The organism is Pseudomonas sp. URIL14HWK12:I6, assembly GCF_000514195.1.
Classification (GTDB): Bacteria; Pseudomonadota; Gammaproteobacteria; order Pseudomonadales; family Pseudomonadaceae; genus Aquipseudomonas; species Aquipseudomonas putida_A.
Genome location: NZ_AZVL01000005.1, coordinates 313,806 through 330,749, shown reverse-complemented (window position 1 = coordinate 330,749; position 16,944 = coordinate 313,806). Strand labels below are relative to the sequence as shown.

General features: G+C 61.1%; 14 protein-coding genes. 4 read left to right on the top strand and 10 right to left on the bottom strand.

Translation table 11 applies throughout. The annotated features are described in order from the left end of the window. Nucleotides 1-254: 254 nt before the first annotated feature. From H043_RS0111510 to H043_RS0111500, 3 genes are all read right to left on the bottom strand, one after another. Complete coding sequence (locus H043_RS0111510; protein ID WP_027611998.1) at nt 255-1,268, bottom strand: aldo/keto reductase; 1,014 nt, start codon at nt 1,266-1,268, stop codon at nt 255-257. A gap of 69 nt (nt 1,269-1,337) precedes the next feature. Beyond that, the gene (locus H043_RS0111505) at nt 1,338-2,237 is read right to left on the bottom strand and encodes a LysR family transcriptional regulator (protein WP_027611997.1); all 900 of its coding nucleotides are present in this window, start codon (nt 2,235-2,237) and stop codon (nt 1,338-1,340) included. 176 nt (nt 2,238-2,413) lie between these two features. Continuing rightward, nucleotides 2,414-3,724, bottom strand: a complete 1,311-nt coding sequence (locus H043_RS0111500) for an MFS transporter (protein ID WP_027611996.1) — start codon at nt 3,722-3,724, stop codon at nt 2,414-2,416. A 172-nt stretch (nt 3,725-3,896) separates the two neighbouring features. Between H043_RS0111500 and H043_RS0111495 the strand changes: the two genes are divergently transcribed. The 3 genes from H043_RS0111495 (at nt 3,897) to H043_RS0111485 (ending at nt 8,260) form a co-directional block, all read left to right on the top strand. Then, nucleotides 3,897-5,015: a sugar diacid recognition domain-containing protein gene (locus tag H043_RS0111495; RefSeq protein ID WP_027611995.1), complete on the top strand. Its 1,119-nt coding sequence runs from the start codon at nt 3,897-3,899 to the stop codon at nt 5,013-5,015. 139 nt (nt 5,016-5,154) lie between these two features. Beyond that, entirely contained in the window at nt 5,155-6,297 is a 1,143-nt protein-coding gene (locus H043_RS0111490) for a glycerate kinase (RefSeq protein ID WP_027611994.1), read from the top strand. A gap of 337 nt (nt 6,298-6,634) precedes the next feature. After that, nucleotides 6,635-8,260: a methyl-accepting chemotaxis protein gene (locus H043_RS0111485; RefSeq protein ID WP_027611993.1), complete on the top strand. Its 1,626-nt coding sequence runs from the start codon at nt 6,635-6,637 to the stop codon at nt 8,258-8,260. Between the two features lie 68 nt (nt 8,261-8,328). Here the strand turns inward: H043_RS0111485 and H043_RS0111480 are convergent, their stop codons facing one another. Next, nucleotides 8,329-9,063: a hypothetical protein gene (locus H043_RS0111480; RefSeq protein ID WP_027611992.1), complete on the bottom strand. Its 735-nt coding sequence runs from the start codon at nt 9,061-9,063 to the stop codon at nt 8,329-8,331. Between the two features lie 232 nt (nt 9,064-9,295). On the opposite strand from H043_RS0111480, the gene H043_RS0111475 reads away from it, so the two are divergent. Then, a complete protein-coding gene (locus tag H043_RS0111475) occupies nt 9,296-10,483 on the top strand; it encodes a pyridoxal phosphate-dependent aminotransferase (protein ID WP_027611991.1) in 1,188 nt (395 codons plus the stop codon). Between the two features lie 143 nt (nt 10,484-10,626). Here the strand turns inward: H043_RS0111475 and H043_RS0111470 are convergent, their stop codons facing one another. The 6 genes from H043_RS0111470 to H043_RS0111445 all read right to left on the bottom strand — a co-directional run bounded on the left by H043_RS0111470 (nt 10,627) and on the right by H043_RS0111445 (nt 16,810). After that, complete coding sequence (locus H043_RS0111470; RefSeq protein ID WP_027611990.1) at nt 10,627-11,604, bottom strand: D-glycerate dehydrogenase; 978 nt, start codon at nt 11,602-11,604, stop codon at nt 10,627-10,629. Between the two features lie 14 nt (nt 11,605-11,618). Continuing rightward, nucleotides 11,619-12,917 (bottom strand): MFS transporter, encoded by a 1,299-nt coding sequence (locus tag H043_RS0111465; protein ID WP_027611989.1) that lies wholly within the window; start codon nt 12,915-12,917, stop codon nt 11,619-11,621. A 96-nt stretch (nt 12,918-13,013) separates the two neighbouring features. Further along, entirely contained in the window at nt 13,014-14,021 is a 1,008-nt protein-coding gene (locus tag H043_RS0111460) for a sugar kinase (RefSeq protein WP_027611988.1), read from the bottom strand. Then, on the bottom strand, nt 14,014-14,796 hold the full coding sequence (locus H043_RS0111455) for a sugar phosphate isomerase/epimerase (RefSeq protein WP_027611987.1): 783 nt from the start codon (nt 14,794-14,796) through the stop codon (nt 14,014-14,016). Before H043_RS0111455 ends, H043_RS0111460 begins: the two co-directional genes overlap by 8 nt. Before the next feature lie 178 nt (nt 14,797-14,974). Further along, nucleotides 14,975-16,003 carry a LacI family DNA-binding transcriptional regulator gene (locus H043_RS0111450; protein ID WP_027611986.1) on the bottom strand — a complete coding sequence of 343 codons (1,029 nt, stop codon included), beginning with the start codon at nt 16,001-16,003 and terminating at the stop codon, nt 14,975-14,977. 165 nt (nt 16,004-16,168) lie between these two features. Continuing rightward, on the bottom strand, nt 16,169-16,810 hold the full coding sequence (locus tag H043_RS0111445; RefSeq protein WP_027611985.1) for a DUF1345 domain-containing protein: 642 nt from the start codon (nt 16,808-16,810) through the stop codon (nt 16,169-16,171). Nucleotides 16,811-16,944 lie beyond the last annotated feature (134 nt).

The following is a 16,944-nucleotide window of genomic DNA, read 5'->3' as shown; positions in this document are numbered from 1 at the left end:
CTCGCGGATGGGTGATCAAACAGGGCGCGCAGGATACGTGGTTTTTGTGCTGAATATTGGCCGAGTGATCAATATTTCTCACATCCTGAAGATAAGCACAAAACCTGTGGGAGCGAGCCTGCTCGCGAAAGCGGTGTGCCAGACAACGCAGATGTTGAATGTGCCGGCCTCTTCGCGAGCAGGCTCGCTCCCACAATGGATTTGTGTTGCCCTCGTAATCTGCTGACGCCGCTGATGCCCGGCTTGTGAGGCTTTCAGGCCTGACGCGGTTTACGGCCTGACACAAAATGGCTCACATCGTTAAACCCCGGCGTCGAAGCATGCCCCGGCGTCACCAGCGAGTCGATAAACGCTTCATCCTCCGCCGTGATCTGCACCGCCTGCGCCTTGGTGTAAGCATCCCACTGCTGTTCGGTGCGCGGCCCGACAATCGCCGAGGTCACCGCGCTGTTGTTCAGCACCCAGGCAATCGCGAATTCGACAATCCCGACGCCACGGCCCTGGGTGTACTGCTGAATCTGCTGGGCGATGCGCAGCGATTCCACGCGCCATTCGGTTTCCAGAATGCGTTTGTCCTGACGCCCGGCGCGGCTGTTGGCGTCCGGGGTTACGTCGGGTGCGTATTTGCCGCTGAGCACGCCACGGGCTAGCGGGCTGTAAGGCACCACGCCGAGGCCATAGGTTTGCGCGGCGCTGATCTGCTCGGTCTCGGCCTGACGGTTGACGATGTTGTACAGCGGCTGACTGATCACCGGGCGGTCGATACCGAGTTTGTCAGCGATGCGAATCACCTCGGCGATGCGCCAGCCGCGATAGTTCGACAGGCCCCAGTAACGGATCTTGCCCTGGCGAATCAGGTCGCCAATTGCCGATACGCTGACTTCCAGCGGCGTGTTGTGGTCTTCGCGGTGCAGGTAATAGATGTCGAGATAGTCGGTGCCAAGACGGGTCAGGCTGGCCTCCAGACCATTGAAGATGTGCTTGCGGCTCAAGCCGCTGCGGTTCGGCACGCCGTCCGCCGGGCCGAAACCGACCTTGGTTGCCAACACCCATTCGTGCCGATGGCGGGCAATCGCCTCGCCGACGATTTCTTCCGAGCGGCCGTTGGTATAGACGTCGGCAGTGTCGATGAAATTGATGCCCTGATCCCAGGCCTTGTCGATGATGCGCAGCGAGTCCTCGGCGCTGGTTTGCTCGCCAAACATCATCGTGCCGAGGGTGAGGGTGGACACCTGCAACCCCGAGTGCCCCAGTGTGCGATAGCTCATGCCGAAATCCTTTTATCGGGTGGGAAAACTCCAATCAAATACCAGAAGCATCCGACGGGGCAAAGTGAATTATCGACTGAGCGCTGCGCAACGCGTCTGCAAAAACGCCTGCAACACCCGAACGCGCTCGGACACTTGCACCCGATGCGGGCACAGCAGATTGAACGGCACGCTCTCGCCATGCCAGTCATCGAACAGCGTCAGCAGGCGTCCGCCGCGCACATCCTCGGCGACGTCCAGCCAGGCTTTGTAGGCAATGCCATGCCCGGCCAGGGCCCAGCGCCGCGCGACTTCGCCGTCATCGCTGAAGTAATCGCCGTGTACTTCAACCTCCAGCGTTTCGTCCTCGCGACTGAAGCGCCAGGTGTTGTAGGGCCGACCATTGCGCAGGTAGAGCAGGGCGCTGTGTTCGCACAGTTCGCCGGGATGTTGCGGTGTGCCATGGCGGGCGAGATAGTCCGGGCTGGCGCAGGCAACACGGCGATGCGCCGGCAGAATCGGTATCGCCACCAATGTCGAATCGCTGGGCACGCCAAAGCGCAGTGCGACGTCCACGGTTTCGCGGAACAGATCGGCGTGCCGATCGTTGAGCAGCAATTGCAGTTGAATATTCGGGTGTTCACGTTTGAAGTCGTCCAGCCACGGCAACAACACGTTGCGTCCGAAGTCCGAGGGCGCCGCCAGTTGCAGCACACCGCTGAGGCCTTCGCCGTGTTGCTTCAGTGCCTGCTCACCTTCGGCCAGGGCGGACAGGGCAATGCGTACGCTGTCGAGATAACGCCGACCTTCTTCGGTCAGGCGCATGCTGCGGGTAGAGCGCGCGAGCAGGCGGATGCCGAGGCGGGTTTCCAGACGCTTCAGCGCGATGCTTGCGGCGGCCGGCGTCAGTTCCAGCGCGCGGGCAGCGGCGGAGATGCTGCCGGAGTCGGCCACGCGTACGAAGATCTCCAGATCGAGAATCGAGCTCATTGGTAAAAATCCTTTAAAGATCTGTGCGTTTTTGCGGGATTTTTCCGTGATTGGCAAGTCGGGGCGTTGTAATCATTAAGCAAAAAAGATCGCAGCCTGCGGCAGCTCCTACAGGGAAACGCGTATTTCCATGCAGGAGCTGCCGCAGGCTGCGATCTTTTGATCTGGAAGCGTGATTACGCGCGCAGCGTCCGCGTCATGCGCAATGCCAGCAAGCTGCCGCCGACAATCACACCCGCCAGCAAATACAACGCCGCATCGGTCGAACCGGTGCTGTCCTTGACCCAACCCACCAGGTACGGGCTGAGGAAACCGGCCATTTGCCCCATCGAGTTGATCAACGCCAGACCACCGGCCGCGGCGCCCGCGCTCAACAGGGCAGTCGGCACTGGCCAGAACATCGGCAGACCGGTCAGCGCGCCCATGGTCGCAATGGTCAGGCCGAGGATGGCGATGGCCGGGTTGGCGGCGAAGTTCACCGCGATCAGCAGACCGAGCGCGCCCATCAGCATCGGTACGACCAAGTGCCAGCGACGCTCTTTGCGCAAGTCCGCCGAACGCCCGACCAGCAGCATGAACACCGCCGCCAGCAGATAGGGGATTGCACTCAGCCAGCCGATCACCAGGTTGTCGCTGAAGCCAAGGTTCTTGATGATCGACGGCAGCCAGAAGTTGATCGCGTACACGCCGCTCTGGATGCAAAAGTAGATCAGGCCGAAGGCCCAGATCGCTGGGTTCTTGAACACCGCGAGCAGCGAGTCCGAGGTGGTTTTCGGTTTGTTCGCCAGGTCTTCGGCCTGATCCGCCTCAAGCACCGCGCGCTCGTGCGGGCTCAGCCACTTGGCATTGGCGAAGCTGTCGCTGAGCAGGAAATAGGCGAGGGCGCCGAGGATTACGGTCGGGATGCCTTGCAGCAGGAACATCCACTGCCAGCCGGCCAGTCCGCCTTGCCCGGCGGCGAAGTGATTGAGGATCCAGCCGGAGAACGGGCTGCCCAGCAGGCCCGAGACCGGAATTGCCGACATGAACAGCGCCATGATCCGTCCACGGCGGAACGTCGGGAACCACTGCGAGAGGTACAGCACCACACCCGGGAAGAACCCCGCTTCGGCCGCACCGGTGAACAGGCGCAGGGTGTAGAACTGGGTCGGGGTGGTGACGAACAACAGACAGGTCGACAGCGTGCCCCAGGTGATCATCATCAGCGCGATCCAGCGTCGCGGGCCGAATCGGGTCAGCGCCAGATTGCTCGGCACGCCGCACAGCACGTAGCCGATGAAGAAGATCCCGGCACCGAGGCCGTATACGGTTTCACTGAACTTCAATGCGTCGAGCATCTGCAGTTTGGCGAAGCCAACGTTGACCCGGTCGAGGTAGTTGAACAGGTAGCAGATGAAGATGAAGGGGATCAAACGCAGGGTGATGCGTTTGTAGACGGCGTTTTTACCGTCGTCGATGGTCTGGGTAGCTGCGGCGCTCTGCGACATAGCGGCTCTCTCTTTATTATGATTTTTTGCGATGCACAGGTTAACGTTGATCGCCCCGAGAGTCTCGGCCACCTGTGGCCGGATTGTCTTTGTGCCTGAGCACAGGGTTTGCCGCCAGACCCTGTGCGGGTGAACAACCGTCCGCCGCCGCTGCTTAAGGATTTTGCCGATCATGTTCGAACTCGATCACGACCTCGCTCAGGATATCGTCGACCGGGCCATGGCCATTTTGCCCTACAACGTCAACGTCATGGACAGCCAGGGGCTGATCCTCGGCAGTGGCGAGCCGGAGCGCATCAACACCCGTCACGAAGGTGCGCAACTGGTGCTGGCCAACGGGCGGGTGGTAGAGATCGATGCACAAACCGCCGTGCACTTGAAGGGTGTGCAGCCGGGGATCAACCTGCCGCTGATGCTCGATCAACGCCTGATCGGCGTGCTCGGTATTACCGGCGAACCGGAGCAACTGCGCACCTACGCCGAACTGGTGCGCATGACCGCCGAAATGCTCGTCGGCCAGCGCAACCAGCAGGCCGAGCAGCAATGGCGGCGCCAGCGTTGCGATGACCTGTTGGCGTTGCTGTTGAGCGAAGCCGGCGACTCGCCGCGGCTGGTCGATGAGGCGCAGCAACTGGGGCTCAAGCCGCAGTTGACCCGGGTGCCGTATCTGTTCGAACTGGGTCTGGAGCATGGGCCGGGGCAGACCGTCGAGGCGCTGAGCGCGTGGTTGACCTCGCGCTATCCGGACAGCTGGTGCGTCAGTTCGGCCAAGTCGTCGCTGCTGTGGTGCCGACCCGCAAGTCAAACGGTTGAGCATGATCGCCTGCTGGAAAAGCTCGATGGCCTCGGCTGGAACATTCTGCGCATCGCCGTCGGTGGTCAGGCGGATGGGCTGGCCGGCTTGCGCCGCTGTTATCGGCGGGTTGGCGATCTGCTCGCCTATGGCCGGGATGTGCTGCCGAATTCGCGCTTGCTGACGCTCAATCGCTATCGCCTGCCGGTGATGCTCTGGCGCCATCGCAACGATGATGCGCTGGATGAATTGCTCAAACCGTTGCGCAAGGTCATCGCCAAGGACGGCAACGGCCAGTTGCTCGCAACCCTGCGCAGCTGGTGTGAACACGACGGGCAGAGTCAGGCCTGCGCCGATGCGCTGGGCATTCACCGCAACAGCCTGCGTTACCGGATGGAGCGGATTGCCGAGTTGAGCGGGGTTGATCCGCTGAAACTCGACGGGATGCTGGCGTTGTACCTCGGGGTGCAGTTGCTTCCTCAGACTGAGCCGGACTGATCGGGTGTTTTCACCGACACCTTCCATACAAGGTCTTTGTAGAAATGAACAATAAACGCCCACCGCGCTTGTGCAGCGGACCGGCGTCAATGCGCAGGCCGACTGGCAGCATGAGGTGCATTGGAACTGGAGAATTCGCATGAAGATCGTCATCGCCCCCGATTCGTTCAAGGACAGCCTGAGTGCCCAAGGCGTTGCCGAAGCCATTGCGCTGGGGCTGGCGCAAGTCTGGCCGCAAGCAACACTGGTCAAATGCCCGATGGCCGACGGCGGCGAGGGCACGGTGGAATCGATTCTTGCCGCTTGCGAGGGCGAACTGCGCCGCACCCGAGTACGCGGGCCGCTGGGTGCGCCGGTCGACGCCGCGTGGGGCTGGTTGCCACACAATCACGCCGCGATCATCGAAATGGCCGAGGCCAGTGGTTTGCAATTGGTGCCTACGGGGCAGCGCGATGCCTGCATCACCAGCACTTTCGGCACCGGCGAACTGATTCGCGCCGCGCTGGATGCCGGCGCGCAACGGGTGATTCTGGCGATTGGCGGCAGCGCCACCAACGACGGCGGCGCCGGCGCGATGCAGGCGCTTGGGGTGAAATTGCTCGATGCGCAGGGTCAGCCATTGGTGCCGGGCGGCTTGGCACTGGCGCAACTGGCGCGACTGGACTTGAGCGAGCTCGATCCGCGTCTGGCCCAAGTGCGCTTCGACATCGCCGCCGACGTCAACAATCCGCTGTGCGGCCCGCACGGTGCCTCGGCGATTTTCGGCCCGCAAAAGGGCGCGTCACCGGCGCAGGTTCAGCAACTGGATCAGGCACTGGGACACTTCGCCGAACTCTGCGCGCAGGCGTTGGGCAAGGACGTTCGCGATGAACCGGGCAGTGGTGCGGCGGGGGGATTGGGTTTTGCGGCCAAGGCGTTTCTCGGCGCGCAATTTCAGGCCGGCGTGGAGGTGGTCGCCGAGTTGGTGGGCCTGGCTGAAGCGGTCAACGGCGCCGACCTGGTGATCACTGGCGAAGGGCGCTTCGACGCGCAGACCTTGCGCGGCAAGACGCCGTTCGGCGTGGCGCGAATTGCCAAGCAGCACGGCGTGCCGGTGATCGTCATCGCCGGCACCTTGGGTGAGGGTTATCAGGAACTCTACGAGCACGGCATCGACGCCGCATTCGCCGTCACCAGCGGCCCGATGAACCTGGAGCAGGCCTGTGCCGAAGCTCCACGCTTGTTGCGCGAACGGGCGACGGACATCGCCCGCGTCTGGCAGATGGCCAAACTCAATAACTGACTGCGTGAAGATGTTGTGGCGAGGGGATTCATCCCCGATGGGTTGCTAAGCAGCCCCCCGCGTTTTTCGCAAAAAACCAGTTTTGAGATTTTGCGACTGCTGCGCAGCCGATCGGGGATAAATCCCCTCGCCACAGAGGGTTGGTGTCAGGGTGTTTCAGTGGTGAAACACCTTGAAAAATATTTTCGCTTTACACCAAATCTTCCTAAAGCGCCGCCGATACAGAGATCAGGCACACACAGATTCCCTCGAACAGTGACGCCTGACTGGTCCCGCCCCCAAGGGCCAGTGATGACGGCACGGACGCTCGCAGCTACCTCTATCCGAGAGTCCAATCATGTCCTTGCGTAACCTGAATATCGCACCCCGCGCCTTCCTCGGTTTTGCCTTTATCGCCTTGTTGGTGATTGTCCTTGGCGTGTTCGCCGTCAACCGCATGTCGACCATCCGCCAGGCTTCCATCGACATGGATACCAACCAACTGCCCAGCGTCACTTACCTTGGCGTGGTGACGGAAAACGTTCTGCGCCTGCGGATTCTGTCGTTCCGGATTCTGGTCAACCGTGACCCGGCAGGTCTGCAAGAGGCGCAAACACGCATCGGCGTGCTGGTGGACAAGGTGCGCAGTGCTCAGGCCAGCTACTCCGCGTTGCCGGCAGAGAGCGAAGAGCGTGCGTTGTATCAGACGTTCGCGACCACGCTCGACAACTACCTGCAAGCGCAAAACCAGATGATGGAGCTGTCGCGTCAGGACAAGGTCGACGAGATGCGCACCTTGATCAACACGCGAATCAAGGACGGCACCGACCAGATGGGCGAGCAACTCAACAAGCTGATCGCGATCAACGCGGCGGGTGCGAAAGTCGCCTCCACCCAGGCCGGTGAGCATTACGACAGCGCCATTACCGGCATCATCGTTGTTGCCGTGGTCGCCGCGCTCGCCACGGTACTGCTGGCCCTGTTGCTGACCCGCAGCATCGTCACCCCATTGAACCGTGCGGTACAGGCTGCGCAAACCATCGCCGGCGGCAACTTGACCCAGTCCATCGAAGTCGATGGCAAGGACGAAGCCACCCAACTGCTGCAAGCCCTGTCCACGATGCAGATCAACCTGCGCAAAACCATCGAACAGATCGCCGGTTCCGCGACTCAGTTGGGCGCGGCTGCCGAAGAGCTGAGCGCGGTCACCGAAGAGGCTTCCCGTGGCCTGCAACAGCAGAACAACGAGATCGAACAAGCCGCCACCGCCGTCAACGAAATGACCGCCGCTGTGGAAGAAGTCGCACGTAACGCGGTCTCGACCTCCGAAGCCTCGAACCAGTCGACCCAGGCCGCCCGCGAAGGTCGCGATCAAGTGGTGAAAACCGTCGACGCGATCCAGACCATGACCCATGACGTGCAGAGCACCGCGCAAATGATCGAAGGCCTCGCCGCGCAGGGTCGCGACATCGGCAAGGTGCTGGATGTGATCCGCGCCATCGCCGAACAGACCAACCTGCTGGCCCTCAACGCGGCGATCGAAGCAGCGCGTGCCGGTGAGGCCGGACGCGGTTTTGCGGTGGTAGCGGACGAAGTACGCGCCTTGGCCCATCGCACTGCGCAATCGACTCAGGAAATCGAAAAAATGGTCGCTGGCATCCAGAACGGTACCGGCGAAGCGGTGTCGTCGATGCAGCAAAGCAACCAGCGCACCCAGACCACTCTGGAAATGGCCCGCGCTGCGGGTGTGGCGCTGGAGCAAATCACCCAGTCGATCCACCAGATCAACGAGCGCAACCTGGTGATCGCCAGCGCCTCGGAAGAACAGGCGCAGGTCTCCCGTGAAGTTGATCGCAACCTGGTCAACATCCGTGATCTGGCCACGCAGTCCGCCGCCGGCGCGAATCAAACCAGCGCCGCGACCCATGAACTGTCGCGTCTGGCGGTGGATTTGAATGCGATGGTGGCGCGCTTTGTGATTTGAGAAATACGCAGTTGCCTGAAGTGGGCCGAACCAGATGAGTGTTCGGCCCACCTCGAAGAGTCAGCGCTTCAAGACAGGTCCACGTTGACTTGCTTAAACGAAGATAGTTGCCCAAGGTTTCCTGCACGATCGCGCAGCCTGTAAAACGCGAACATGGTGCCGGAGCCTATCCCACGGATAGTCGCGCCACTCAGTTTGATAACGGTAGATGAAGTTGCGTCACGCACCGTTTCAATGATGACCGGCTTCGACGCAAGTGAGCCAAAGTGAAATTCGATACTGTCGCAGGCTAGCTGCTGCATATAGATGCCAATGGTTACCAGAACTTCATCATTGTGGGTGGCGAGATACTGCTGTGTGATCCCCTCACTGTCGATTTCTGGTGGAAATTGCGGAGGCTCTCCCGGATTGCCGAAGTTGGGAGCCGTTAGATCAACCGTAATCGGCGTGCTCCTTGCCGGCGCTGTATTCCCGCCAATATTGACGATATATGAAACCTCGTGCTCGCCTTCCTGTGCCAGGCAGGTCTCAGGGATATGGGCCGCAAATGGGAAAAGCGCCGGGTCGATGGGTGTCGTAAAAGGATAGTCCGCCACCGGTTTCTCATTTAACAACAGCGTCAACAGTACTTGCACTGGCACTGGTTCAGGAGGTGAACACTGCCAGTCTGGAATCAACACCTTTAGTGGCGATACCAATGCACTCAATGGCAACAGGTTAACCTGACTGCCAGGGAAATTGGGCAGCGCATCGGGGATTTCCGGTGCGTCCAATAAGAGGATTTTTTCATTCAGATTCGTCATCGTTTCAACGCTCCGTCGTTTCGATTAGAGGGGGCCGCAGTTGTTTCCTCATGTTGATTAAGCGAGCGTTTGTGAAGTGGGTCTACTGTCAACTCTGACAGGTAGTCAGTCGACCGCTAATCGACCACAGTACGAAGTTCTTCTTTAAATTCATCCAAAGGACAAAGCGGCTGGCGCGGTTTGTGATTTGACCTAGGGTGAAGGCTGGAAACCGCGCAATCAGGAGACGTGCATGCGCTATTCAGCCTTGACCCAACGCATCGCCGGGGAGGGAGCCGCAGCCTGGCAGATTCATGACCGAGCGCTGGAGCTGCGCGCCGAGGGTGTCGATATCTTGCTGCTGAGCGTGGGGGATCCGGATTTCGATACGCCGCTGCCGATCATTCATGGGGCGATCGACAGTCTGCTGGCCGGCGATACGCATTATTCCGAGGTGCGTGGCCGTTTGGCGCTGCGCAAGCTGATCGCCGCTCGCCACCAGCGGCGCAGCGGTCAGGTGGTGGATGCCGAGCACGTGATCGTGCTGCCCGGCGCGCAATGCGCGGTGTATTCGGTGGCCCAATGTCTGTTGGATCCGGGTGACGAAGTGATCGTCGCCGAGCCGATGTACGTGACCTATGAGGGTGTGTTCGGCGCGTGCGGCGCGACAGTGGTGCCGGTGCCGGTCAGGCCGGAGAATGGCTTTCGCGTTGACCCCGCCGATGTCGCTGCGCGGATCACGCCGAAGACCCGCGCGATGTTGCTCAACAGTCCGAATAATCCTTCCGGCGCGAGCCTGTCGCTGCTGATCTGGCAAGAGTTGGCGGCGCTGTGCGTGCGCCACGATTTGTGGCTGATCAGTGATGAGGTCTACAGCGATCTGCTCTACGAGGGCGAACACATCAGCCCGGCGAGCCTCCCGGGCATGGCCGAACGCACGGCAACCATCAACAGCCTGTCGAAATCCCATGCCATGACCGGTTGGCGCATTGGCTGGTCGATCGGGCCGAAGGTGCTGGCCGAGCATCTGGTGAACCTGTCGTTGAGCATGCTTTTCGGCCTGCCGGATTTTGTGCAGAAAGCAGCGGAGGTCGCGTTGGCAAGCGATCTGCCGGAGGTGACGCAGATGCGCGAGGAATATCGGTTGCGCCGCGATCTGGTGTGCGAGCGCTTGCGTGGTTGCCCGGGGTTGCAACCGATTCGCCCGGATGGCGGGATGTTCGTGATGGTCGATGTGCGCCAGACCGGGTTTGGCGCGCAGGCGTTTGCCGAGCGATTGCTGGAAGGTTATGGGGTCTCTGTGCTGGCTGGCGAAGCGTTCGGGCCGAGTGCGGCGGGGCATATTCGTATCGGGCTGGTGCTGGATCGGGTGCAGCTGGCGGATGCCTGTGCGCGGATTGCGTTGTGTGCGGTGCAGCTGTTGCAGGCGCGTAGTGCCTGACAGTGTTGTGTTGCCTGAACTGGCCTCTTCGCGAGCAAGCCCGCTCCCACAGTGGATGGGTGTGTACATAATGTTATCTGTACACACCGAACCCTGTGGGAGCGGGCTTGCTCGCGAATGCAATCTGCCATTCAGCGCATTTTTCAGCCCTGCCAAGCCACCGGATTCACCAGATTCGCCGGCTTCTCCCCAGCCAAAGCCGCCAGCAGATTGTCCACCGCACACCTGGCCATCGCCTCCCGCGTCTCATGCGTCGCCGAACCCATGTGCGGAGTTGCCACCACATTATTCAGCTGCAACAACGGCGAATCATGATTCAGCGGTTCACGCTCGAACACATCCAGCCCCGCTGCGCGAATCCGCTGATGGCGCAACGCGTCGATCAGCGCCGCTTCATCCACCACTTTGCCGCGCGAGATATTGATGAAGATGCTCTCGGGGCGCATCAGCGCAAACTGCTCGGCGCCGATCAGGCCTTCGGTTTGCGCAGTCAGCGGCAGGGTCAGGCAGATGAAATCGGCCTCTTGCAGCAGCGCTTCCAGGCTGCGGTACTGCGCCGCAAAACGTTCCTCAACCGCCGGTTTGCGCGACTGGCTGTGATAAAGCACCGGCATGCCAAAACCGAAATGCCCGCGCTGCGCGAGCGCTTCGCCGATGCGGCCCATGCCGATGATGCCCAGGGTCTTGCCGTGTACATCGGAGCCGAAATGCGCCGGGCCGATGTTGCGATGCCACTGGCCGCTGCGCACCATGTTCGCCAGTTCCACTACGCGCCGGGCCGTGGCGAGGATCAACGCGAAACCGGTGTCGGCGGTGGTTTCGGTGAGCACGTCCGGGGTGTTACTAAGGAGGATCTTGCGCCGGGTCAGGTAGTCGATGTCGTAGTTGTCGACACCCACTGAGACACTGGCGATGGCCTCAAGCTGCGGCGCCAGATCGAGCAGCGCGGCGTCGAGTTTCAGGCTGGCGCCGAGCAAGCCATGGGCGCCGGGCAGGGCGTCACGCAGCTTCATCAGGCCGTCGGCGTCGAGGCTTTCGATCAACGTCACTTCACACTGTTGCTGCAGACGCGTCATCAGCGCTGGCGACAGTTTCTTGTACAGCACGACATGTTTTTTCATGAGCAAAAATCTCTTCAGGAATGCGCCGGCACGGGACGCGTGATTACGGCTTTGGCCACGACGCGATCACTGGCGCCAGGCTTGAGAAAAATCGTCAGCACCACCGACAGCAGCAACGCGCCGCTCATCAGCAAGTACGAAGCACCGGGCGAACCGGTGGAGCTGTTCAGATAGCCGACCAGATACGAGCCGCCGAACGAGCCCAGCGCGCCCATGCTGTTGATCAGCGCCATCGCGCCGCCGGCAACGTTGGCCGGAAGGATCTCCGGAACGATGGCGAAGAACGGCCCGTAAGGCGCGTACATGCAGGCGCCGGCGATCACCAGCAGCGTGTACGACCACCAGAAATGTTCCGCGCCCAGGGCGTAGGAGCCGTAGAACGCAATGGAGGCGATCAGCAGTGGCGGCCAGACGAAGCGTTTGCGCTTCTGCAGTTTGTCCGAGCCCCACGACACCGCGAGCATGCCGATCACCGCCGCCAGATACGGCAGCGCCGACAGCCAGCCGGCCTCGATCATGTCCATTTGTGCGCCGGCCTTGAGGATCGACGGCAACCACAGCACAAAGCCGTAGACGCCGATGCTCCAGCAGAAAAACTGCAGCGCCAGAATGATCACCTTCGGCGAGCGGAACGCTTCGGCGTAGTTCTTCACCGCTTTGATCCCGACCTGTTCGGCGGCGAGAGCGCTTTCCAGGTCGTGCTTTTCCTGTTCGCTCAGCCACTTGGCCTGAGCAGGACGATCATCGGCCAGCTTCCACCAGATAAACGCCCAGATCACCGCCGGCAAACCTTCGATGATGAACATCCAGCGCCAGCTGAAGTGCTGCACCAGATAGCCCGAAACCACCGACATCCACAGCATCGTTACCGGGTTGCCGAGGATCAGAAAGGTGTTGGCCCGCGAGCGTTCGGCACGGGTGAACCAGTGGCACAGGTAGACCAGCATCGCCGGCATCACCGCGGCTTCGACCACGCCGAGCATGAAGCGGATCACGATCAGCCAGTAGGCGTTGGACACGACGCCGGTCAGGGTGGCGAGGCCGCCCCAGAAAATCAGGCTGAAGAAGATCAGCTTTTTCACGCTGTGCTTCTGCGCGTAGATCGCACCCGGCACCTGGAAGAAAAAGTAGCCGAGGAAGAACAGCGCACCGAGCAATGAAGACAGGCCCGGGGTGATCATCAGGTCGGCAGCCATGCCGGAGGCGGCGGCAAAGCCGTAGTTGGCGCGGTCGAGATACGCCAGGCTGTAGGTGATGAACACGATCGGCATGATGTACCACCAGCGGCGGGCGGCGAGGGTTGCGGTTTTCATGGTGTTGCTCCTGAGCTTGTTGTTTTTGTCGCAGCAGGTTCAATGAATCGGTTGTCTGAGCGGGCCTCATCGCGAGCAGGCTCACTCCTACAAGGGTTATGTGTTTGCCGCTGCAGCTGTGACTGGCGGAGATCCAATGTAGGAGTGAGCCTGCTCGCGATCAGCGGCCTCGAATTCAGCGATAAGCTCGGATCGGGTCGGCAAACCCTCCATATCCCCGCGACTCTGCACCGCCCGACTGCCAATCCAGTTCGCGCGTTGCACCGCCTCGGCAAAACTCTGATGCTCCAGCAGGGCACTGATCATGCCGACCGCAAAGCCATCACCCGCACCCACGGTGTCGACCACGTTGGCCACCGGCACCCCGGCGACAAAACCCTGATCCAGATGCGTGCGGTAATAGGCACCTTGCGGCCCAAGCTTGATCGCCACGGCTTCGGCGCCCTGATCGAGATAAAACGCTGCGATGTCCGCCGGGTCTTCGAAGCCGGTCAGCAAGCGACCTTCGCTCAAGCCCGGCAAGACCCAATGGGCGAGGGCGGCGAGGCGGTTGATCTCGCGGATCATCTCTTGCTCGGTGGCCCACAGGCTCGGGCGCAGATTGGGGTCGAACGACACGCTGCGCCCGGCATGGCGCATGCGCGTCATCAGCTCGAACGACATTTCCCGGGCGCTCGCTGACAGCGCCGGTGGAATCCCGGTGGCGTGCAGGTGGCGAGCGCTTAGCAGGCTGTCAGTGATCGACGGCGATGACAGATGACTGGCCGCCGAGCCACGGCGGAAATACTCGACCTGCGGGTCGCTGCCGTCGTCGTTACGCGACTTGAACTGGAAACCGGTCGGGTGCTGGTGATCGACCGCGACATGGCTGCAATCCAGACCTTCCTTGATCAAGGTCTCGACTACAAAACGTCCGAGGGAATCGGCGCCGACCCGGCTCAGCCACGCCACATTGAAGCCCAGCCGCGACAGACCGATCGCCACATTGCTGTCGGCGCCGGCAATGCGTTTGTGAAAATGCTCGACTGCAGCCAGATCACCGGTCTGCTCGGCGACCAGCATTGCCATTGTTTCGCCGAACGACAGAATATCGATGTCAGACATGGGCAGGCTCCAGGCGCGATTGACCAAGGCGGGCGAGGGCGGCGACGTGTTCCGTGGTCAACGCCACCAGATCATCGCCCTGCAACGGGTATTCGGCGGCACGCATAACGCCTTGGGCCATGTGCCGCAGCAGTTGTTCCCACAAATGCAGGTCGCTGACGGCGGGCGGCACCGCCACCAATTTGCCGTCGGCGCGGCGGGCCACGGCTTTGCAGTGCACGTAGCCGACGTGGCGTCCGAGCAGGCGTGCGGCGTTGGCGGCGGACTGGTCTTGCCACTGCCAGTTGCCGATATCGAAGGTCATCTTGATCGGCAAATCATGCTGCTCCACCGCCGCGAAAAAACGCTGGAACGGCTCGATGCGGCCGCCCTGCAAGGTCTGGTCGTTTTCCACCAGCAACTGCACCGGGCTGTTGCCCAGCAGTTGTTTCAGCACTTGCAGATCACAGTTGTCGGTGAAGTAACCGAGCGAGACTTTCAGCCATTTCGAGCCGAATGCCTCTGCGTGTTGCAGGGCGTTGATCAGCTCGGGATTGGGCCGCGCCTGACCGGCGAGCCACAGTTCGCTCGGCGACGAATAGATGCTTTGCAGTCCCTGCGCCCGAGTGGCGGCTCGCAGTTGCTCGGGCACTTCGCGAGTCAGCAACTCTTCGCGCCACTCGATGCGATCAGCGCCAGCGGCGGCCAGCACATCGATGAAGAAGTCCTGCCCGCGTTGGCGCACAAGCTCGGCGCCGTAGCTGGACAGGCTGATGGAAACGGCAGGTTTATTCATTGTTATCTACCTCTGAAACCGGTTTCATTTTTGTTCAAAAAAATATTAGATGGTTCTTTGATGGTCTTTTGGGCTTCGTCGCTGGCAAGCCAGCTCCCACAATGTTCTGGGGTATTGGATGGATTGCATTAACACCACAAAACCCTGTGGGAGCTGGCTTGCCAGCGAAGGCGTCCGCTCAAACACCACCAGTTCCCCGGGTAGAACCGCGCTCAACCAGCACCGGCGCAAAATCCACTCTGCGCGCTACCTCGACATCCCCCCGCAAACGCTTCAACAAACACTCAAACGCCCGCGCGCCAATCTCGGCTGTGGGCTGGGCGAGGGCGGTAATTCCGCTGCCGACCAACGGGTACCAATCCAGATCATCCAGGGCAATCAGCCCGACATCCTCGAACAATTGGCAACCGATTTCGCGCAAGGCCAGGGTACAGGCCAGCGCTGCCACGCCATTGGCGCAGAACAGTGCTTTCGGCCCGGTCGCCGGTGTGTCCAAAAAGATTTGAAGATGGGTGGCGAGTGCGTCGCCGGTTTCCAGCACCGCCCCGGTCAACCCGGAGCGCTGGGCGATCTGCGTCTGAAAACTGCTGACCCGCTCGATCCGCGAACTGGTGCCGTCATAAGGTTCAGTCACCAGCAACACATCGCGATAGCCGCGCTGTTCCAGGTGCTTCAGCGCCATCTCAACAGCTTGCGGATTGTTCAGCCCGACCATGTCGCTGTCGAGGCCATCGACCTTGCGGTCCACCAGCACCAAGGGCATTTCCCGGTGCAACTCGTGGAGTTCGTCACGGTGATGGCCAAGGGTGTTCACGATCAGTCCCTCGATGTTGTACGAGCGCAACAGCGCCAGATGCTGGCGCTCCTGCTCGTCGTCGCGGTCGGTGTTGCACACCACCAGGCTGTAGCCGTGCGCACGGCAGGCGGTTTCCACCCCGTGCATCACGGCAATCGAATAAGGGTTGCGGATATCGGCCACCAGCATGCCGATCAGGCGCGTGCGCCCGCGTTTCAGACCACGGGCCATCTGATTCGGGCGATAACCCAGCTCACTGATCGCCTGCTCGATACGCAAGGCGATGGCATCGGAGAGCAGGGCGCGGTCGTCGCCGATGAAGCGCGAGACGCTGGCCTTGGATACGCCGGCGCGTTCGGCAACATCAAACATGGTCACGCGGCTGCGCTGGGCGGCGGAGAAGTCGTTCACGGTCTGAAACCTATTATTGGATTTATTCGTTTCATGCGCCTCGATGGCGCTGAAACCGGTTTCAGGAAACACCAGAAGCTGACACTCCGTCAAGTGAATGCGCGTGGTACTTCAACTTGGCGCCGACGGGCGGTGCTCAGCGTTATTGAAGTATCTGCGCAATGCTCAGCCAAACAGGCCGGCAGCAATATTGATCGAAAAGCCCAGAATCGCGGTGTTGAACACAAAACCGATCAATGATTGCGCCAGGACGATCTTGCGAATATCGCGGGTAGCCACGCCGACATCGGCAGTCTGCACTGCCACGCCGATGGTGAAGGAGAAATACAGGAAGTCCCAATAATTGGGCGTGGTCAGACCTTCAGCGAAACGCAGGGCCGGTTCCTTGCCGTCCCAGGTGTAAAACAGGCGCGCGTAGTGCACACAGAAGATCACCCCGATCACCAGCCACGAACCTACCACGGTGACGGCGGTGAACGCGTAATGCAGAAGTTTGTGATGGGTATCCAGATCCTTGGTGCCGGCCAGTTCCAGGGTGATGGCGGCCAGGCTTGCCAATGCTGCGATACACACCACGAACAGCACCAGTCCGGCATTCTCGTCTTCGACGACGGCGATGCGTTTGACGTCCGGTGCCTTGGCTCGGGTGGCGAGCCAGAACATCAGGATCAGGTAAGTCCAGACGCCGGCGTTCCAGCCGATGAGGATTTTGCTGACGACGGAGTCGGCAGGGACCAGCAGGCCGGTGGCAAGGCCGACCAAAGCGGCGGCGGACAGGCGAGGGTGGGTGCGGGCGAGAAAGCGCATGGGGACTCGATGGGCCAGGATGTTTTTACACCTTAGCCCAGCGACGTCTCGGATGACCACTGACTTGACTGTTCGAATGACCTTGTGGGAGCGGGCTTGCTCGCGAAAGCGGTGTGTCAGCTACATGAATGCTG

Bases quoted from the DNA above. Each gene is read 5' to 3' on its own strand.
- H043_RS0111490 (WP_027611994.1), top strand. From the start codon at position 5,155: ATGAAGATCGTCATCGCCCCCGATTCGTTCAAGGACAGCCTGAGTGCC.
- H043_RS0111465 (WP_027611989.1), bottom strand. From the start codon at position 12,917: ATGAAAACCGCAACCCTCGCCGCCCGCCGCTGGTGGTACATCATGCCG.
- H043_RS0111505 (WP_027611997.1), bottom strand. From the start codon at position 2,237: ATGAGCTCGATTCTCGATCTGGAGATCTTCGTACGCGTGGCCGACTCC.
- H043_RS0111485 (WP_027611993.1), top strand. From the start codon at position 6,635: ATGTCCTTGCGTAACCTGAATATCGCACCCCGCGCCTTCCTCGGTTTT.
- H043_RS0111500 (WP_027611996.1), bottom strand. From the start codon at position 3,724: ATGTCGCAGAGCGCCGCAGCTACCCAGACCATCGACGACGGTAAAAAC.
- H043_RS0111510 (WP_027611998.1), bottom strand. From the start codon at position 1,268: ATGAGCTATCGCACACTGGGGCACTCGGGGTTGCAGGTGTCCACCCTC.
- H043_RS0111455 (WP_027611987.1), bottom strand. From the start codon at position 14,796: ATGAATAAACCTGCCGTTTCCATCAGCCTGTCCAGCTACGGCGCCGAG.
- H043_RS0111460 (WP_027611988.1), bottom strand. From the start codon at position 14,021: ATGTCTGACATCGATATTCTGTCGTTCGGCGAAACAATGGCAATGCTG.
- H043_RS0111470 (WP_027611990.1), bottom strand. From the start codon at position 11,604: ATGAAAAAACATGTCGTGCTGTACAAGAAACTGTCGCCAGCGCTGATG.
- H043_RS0111495 (WP_027611995.1), top strand. From the start codon at position 3,897: ATGTTCGAACTCGATCACGACCTCGCTCAGGATATCGTCGACCGGGCC.
- H043_RS0111475 (WP_027611991.1), top strand. From the start codon at position 9,296: ATGCGCTATTCAGCCTTGACCCAACGCATCGCCGGGGAGGGAGCCGCA.
- H043_RS0111480 (WP_027611992.1), bottom strand. From the start codon at position 9,063: ATGACGAATCTGAATGAAAAAATCCTCTTATTGGACGCACCGGAAATC.
- H043_RS0111445 (WP_027611985.1), bottom strand. From the start codon at position 16,810: ATGCGCTTTCTCGCCCGCACCCACCCTCGCCTGTCCGCCGCCGCTTTG.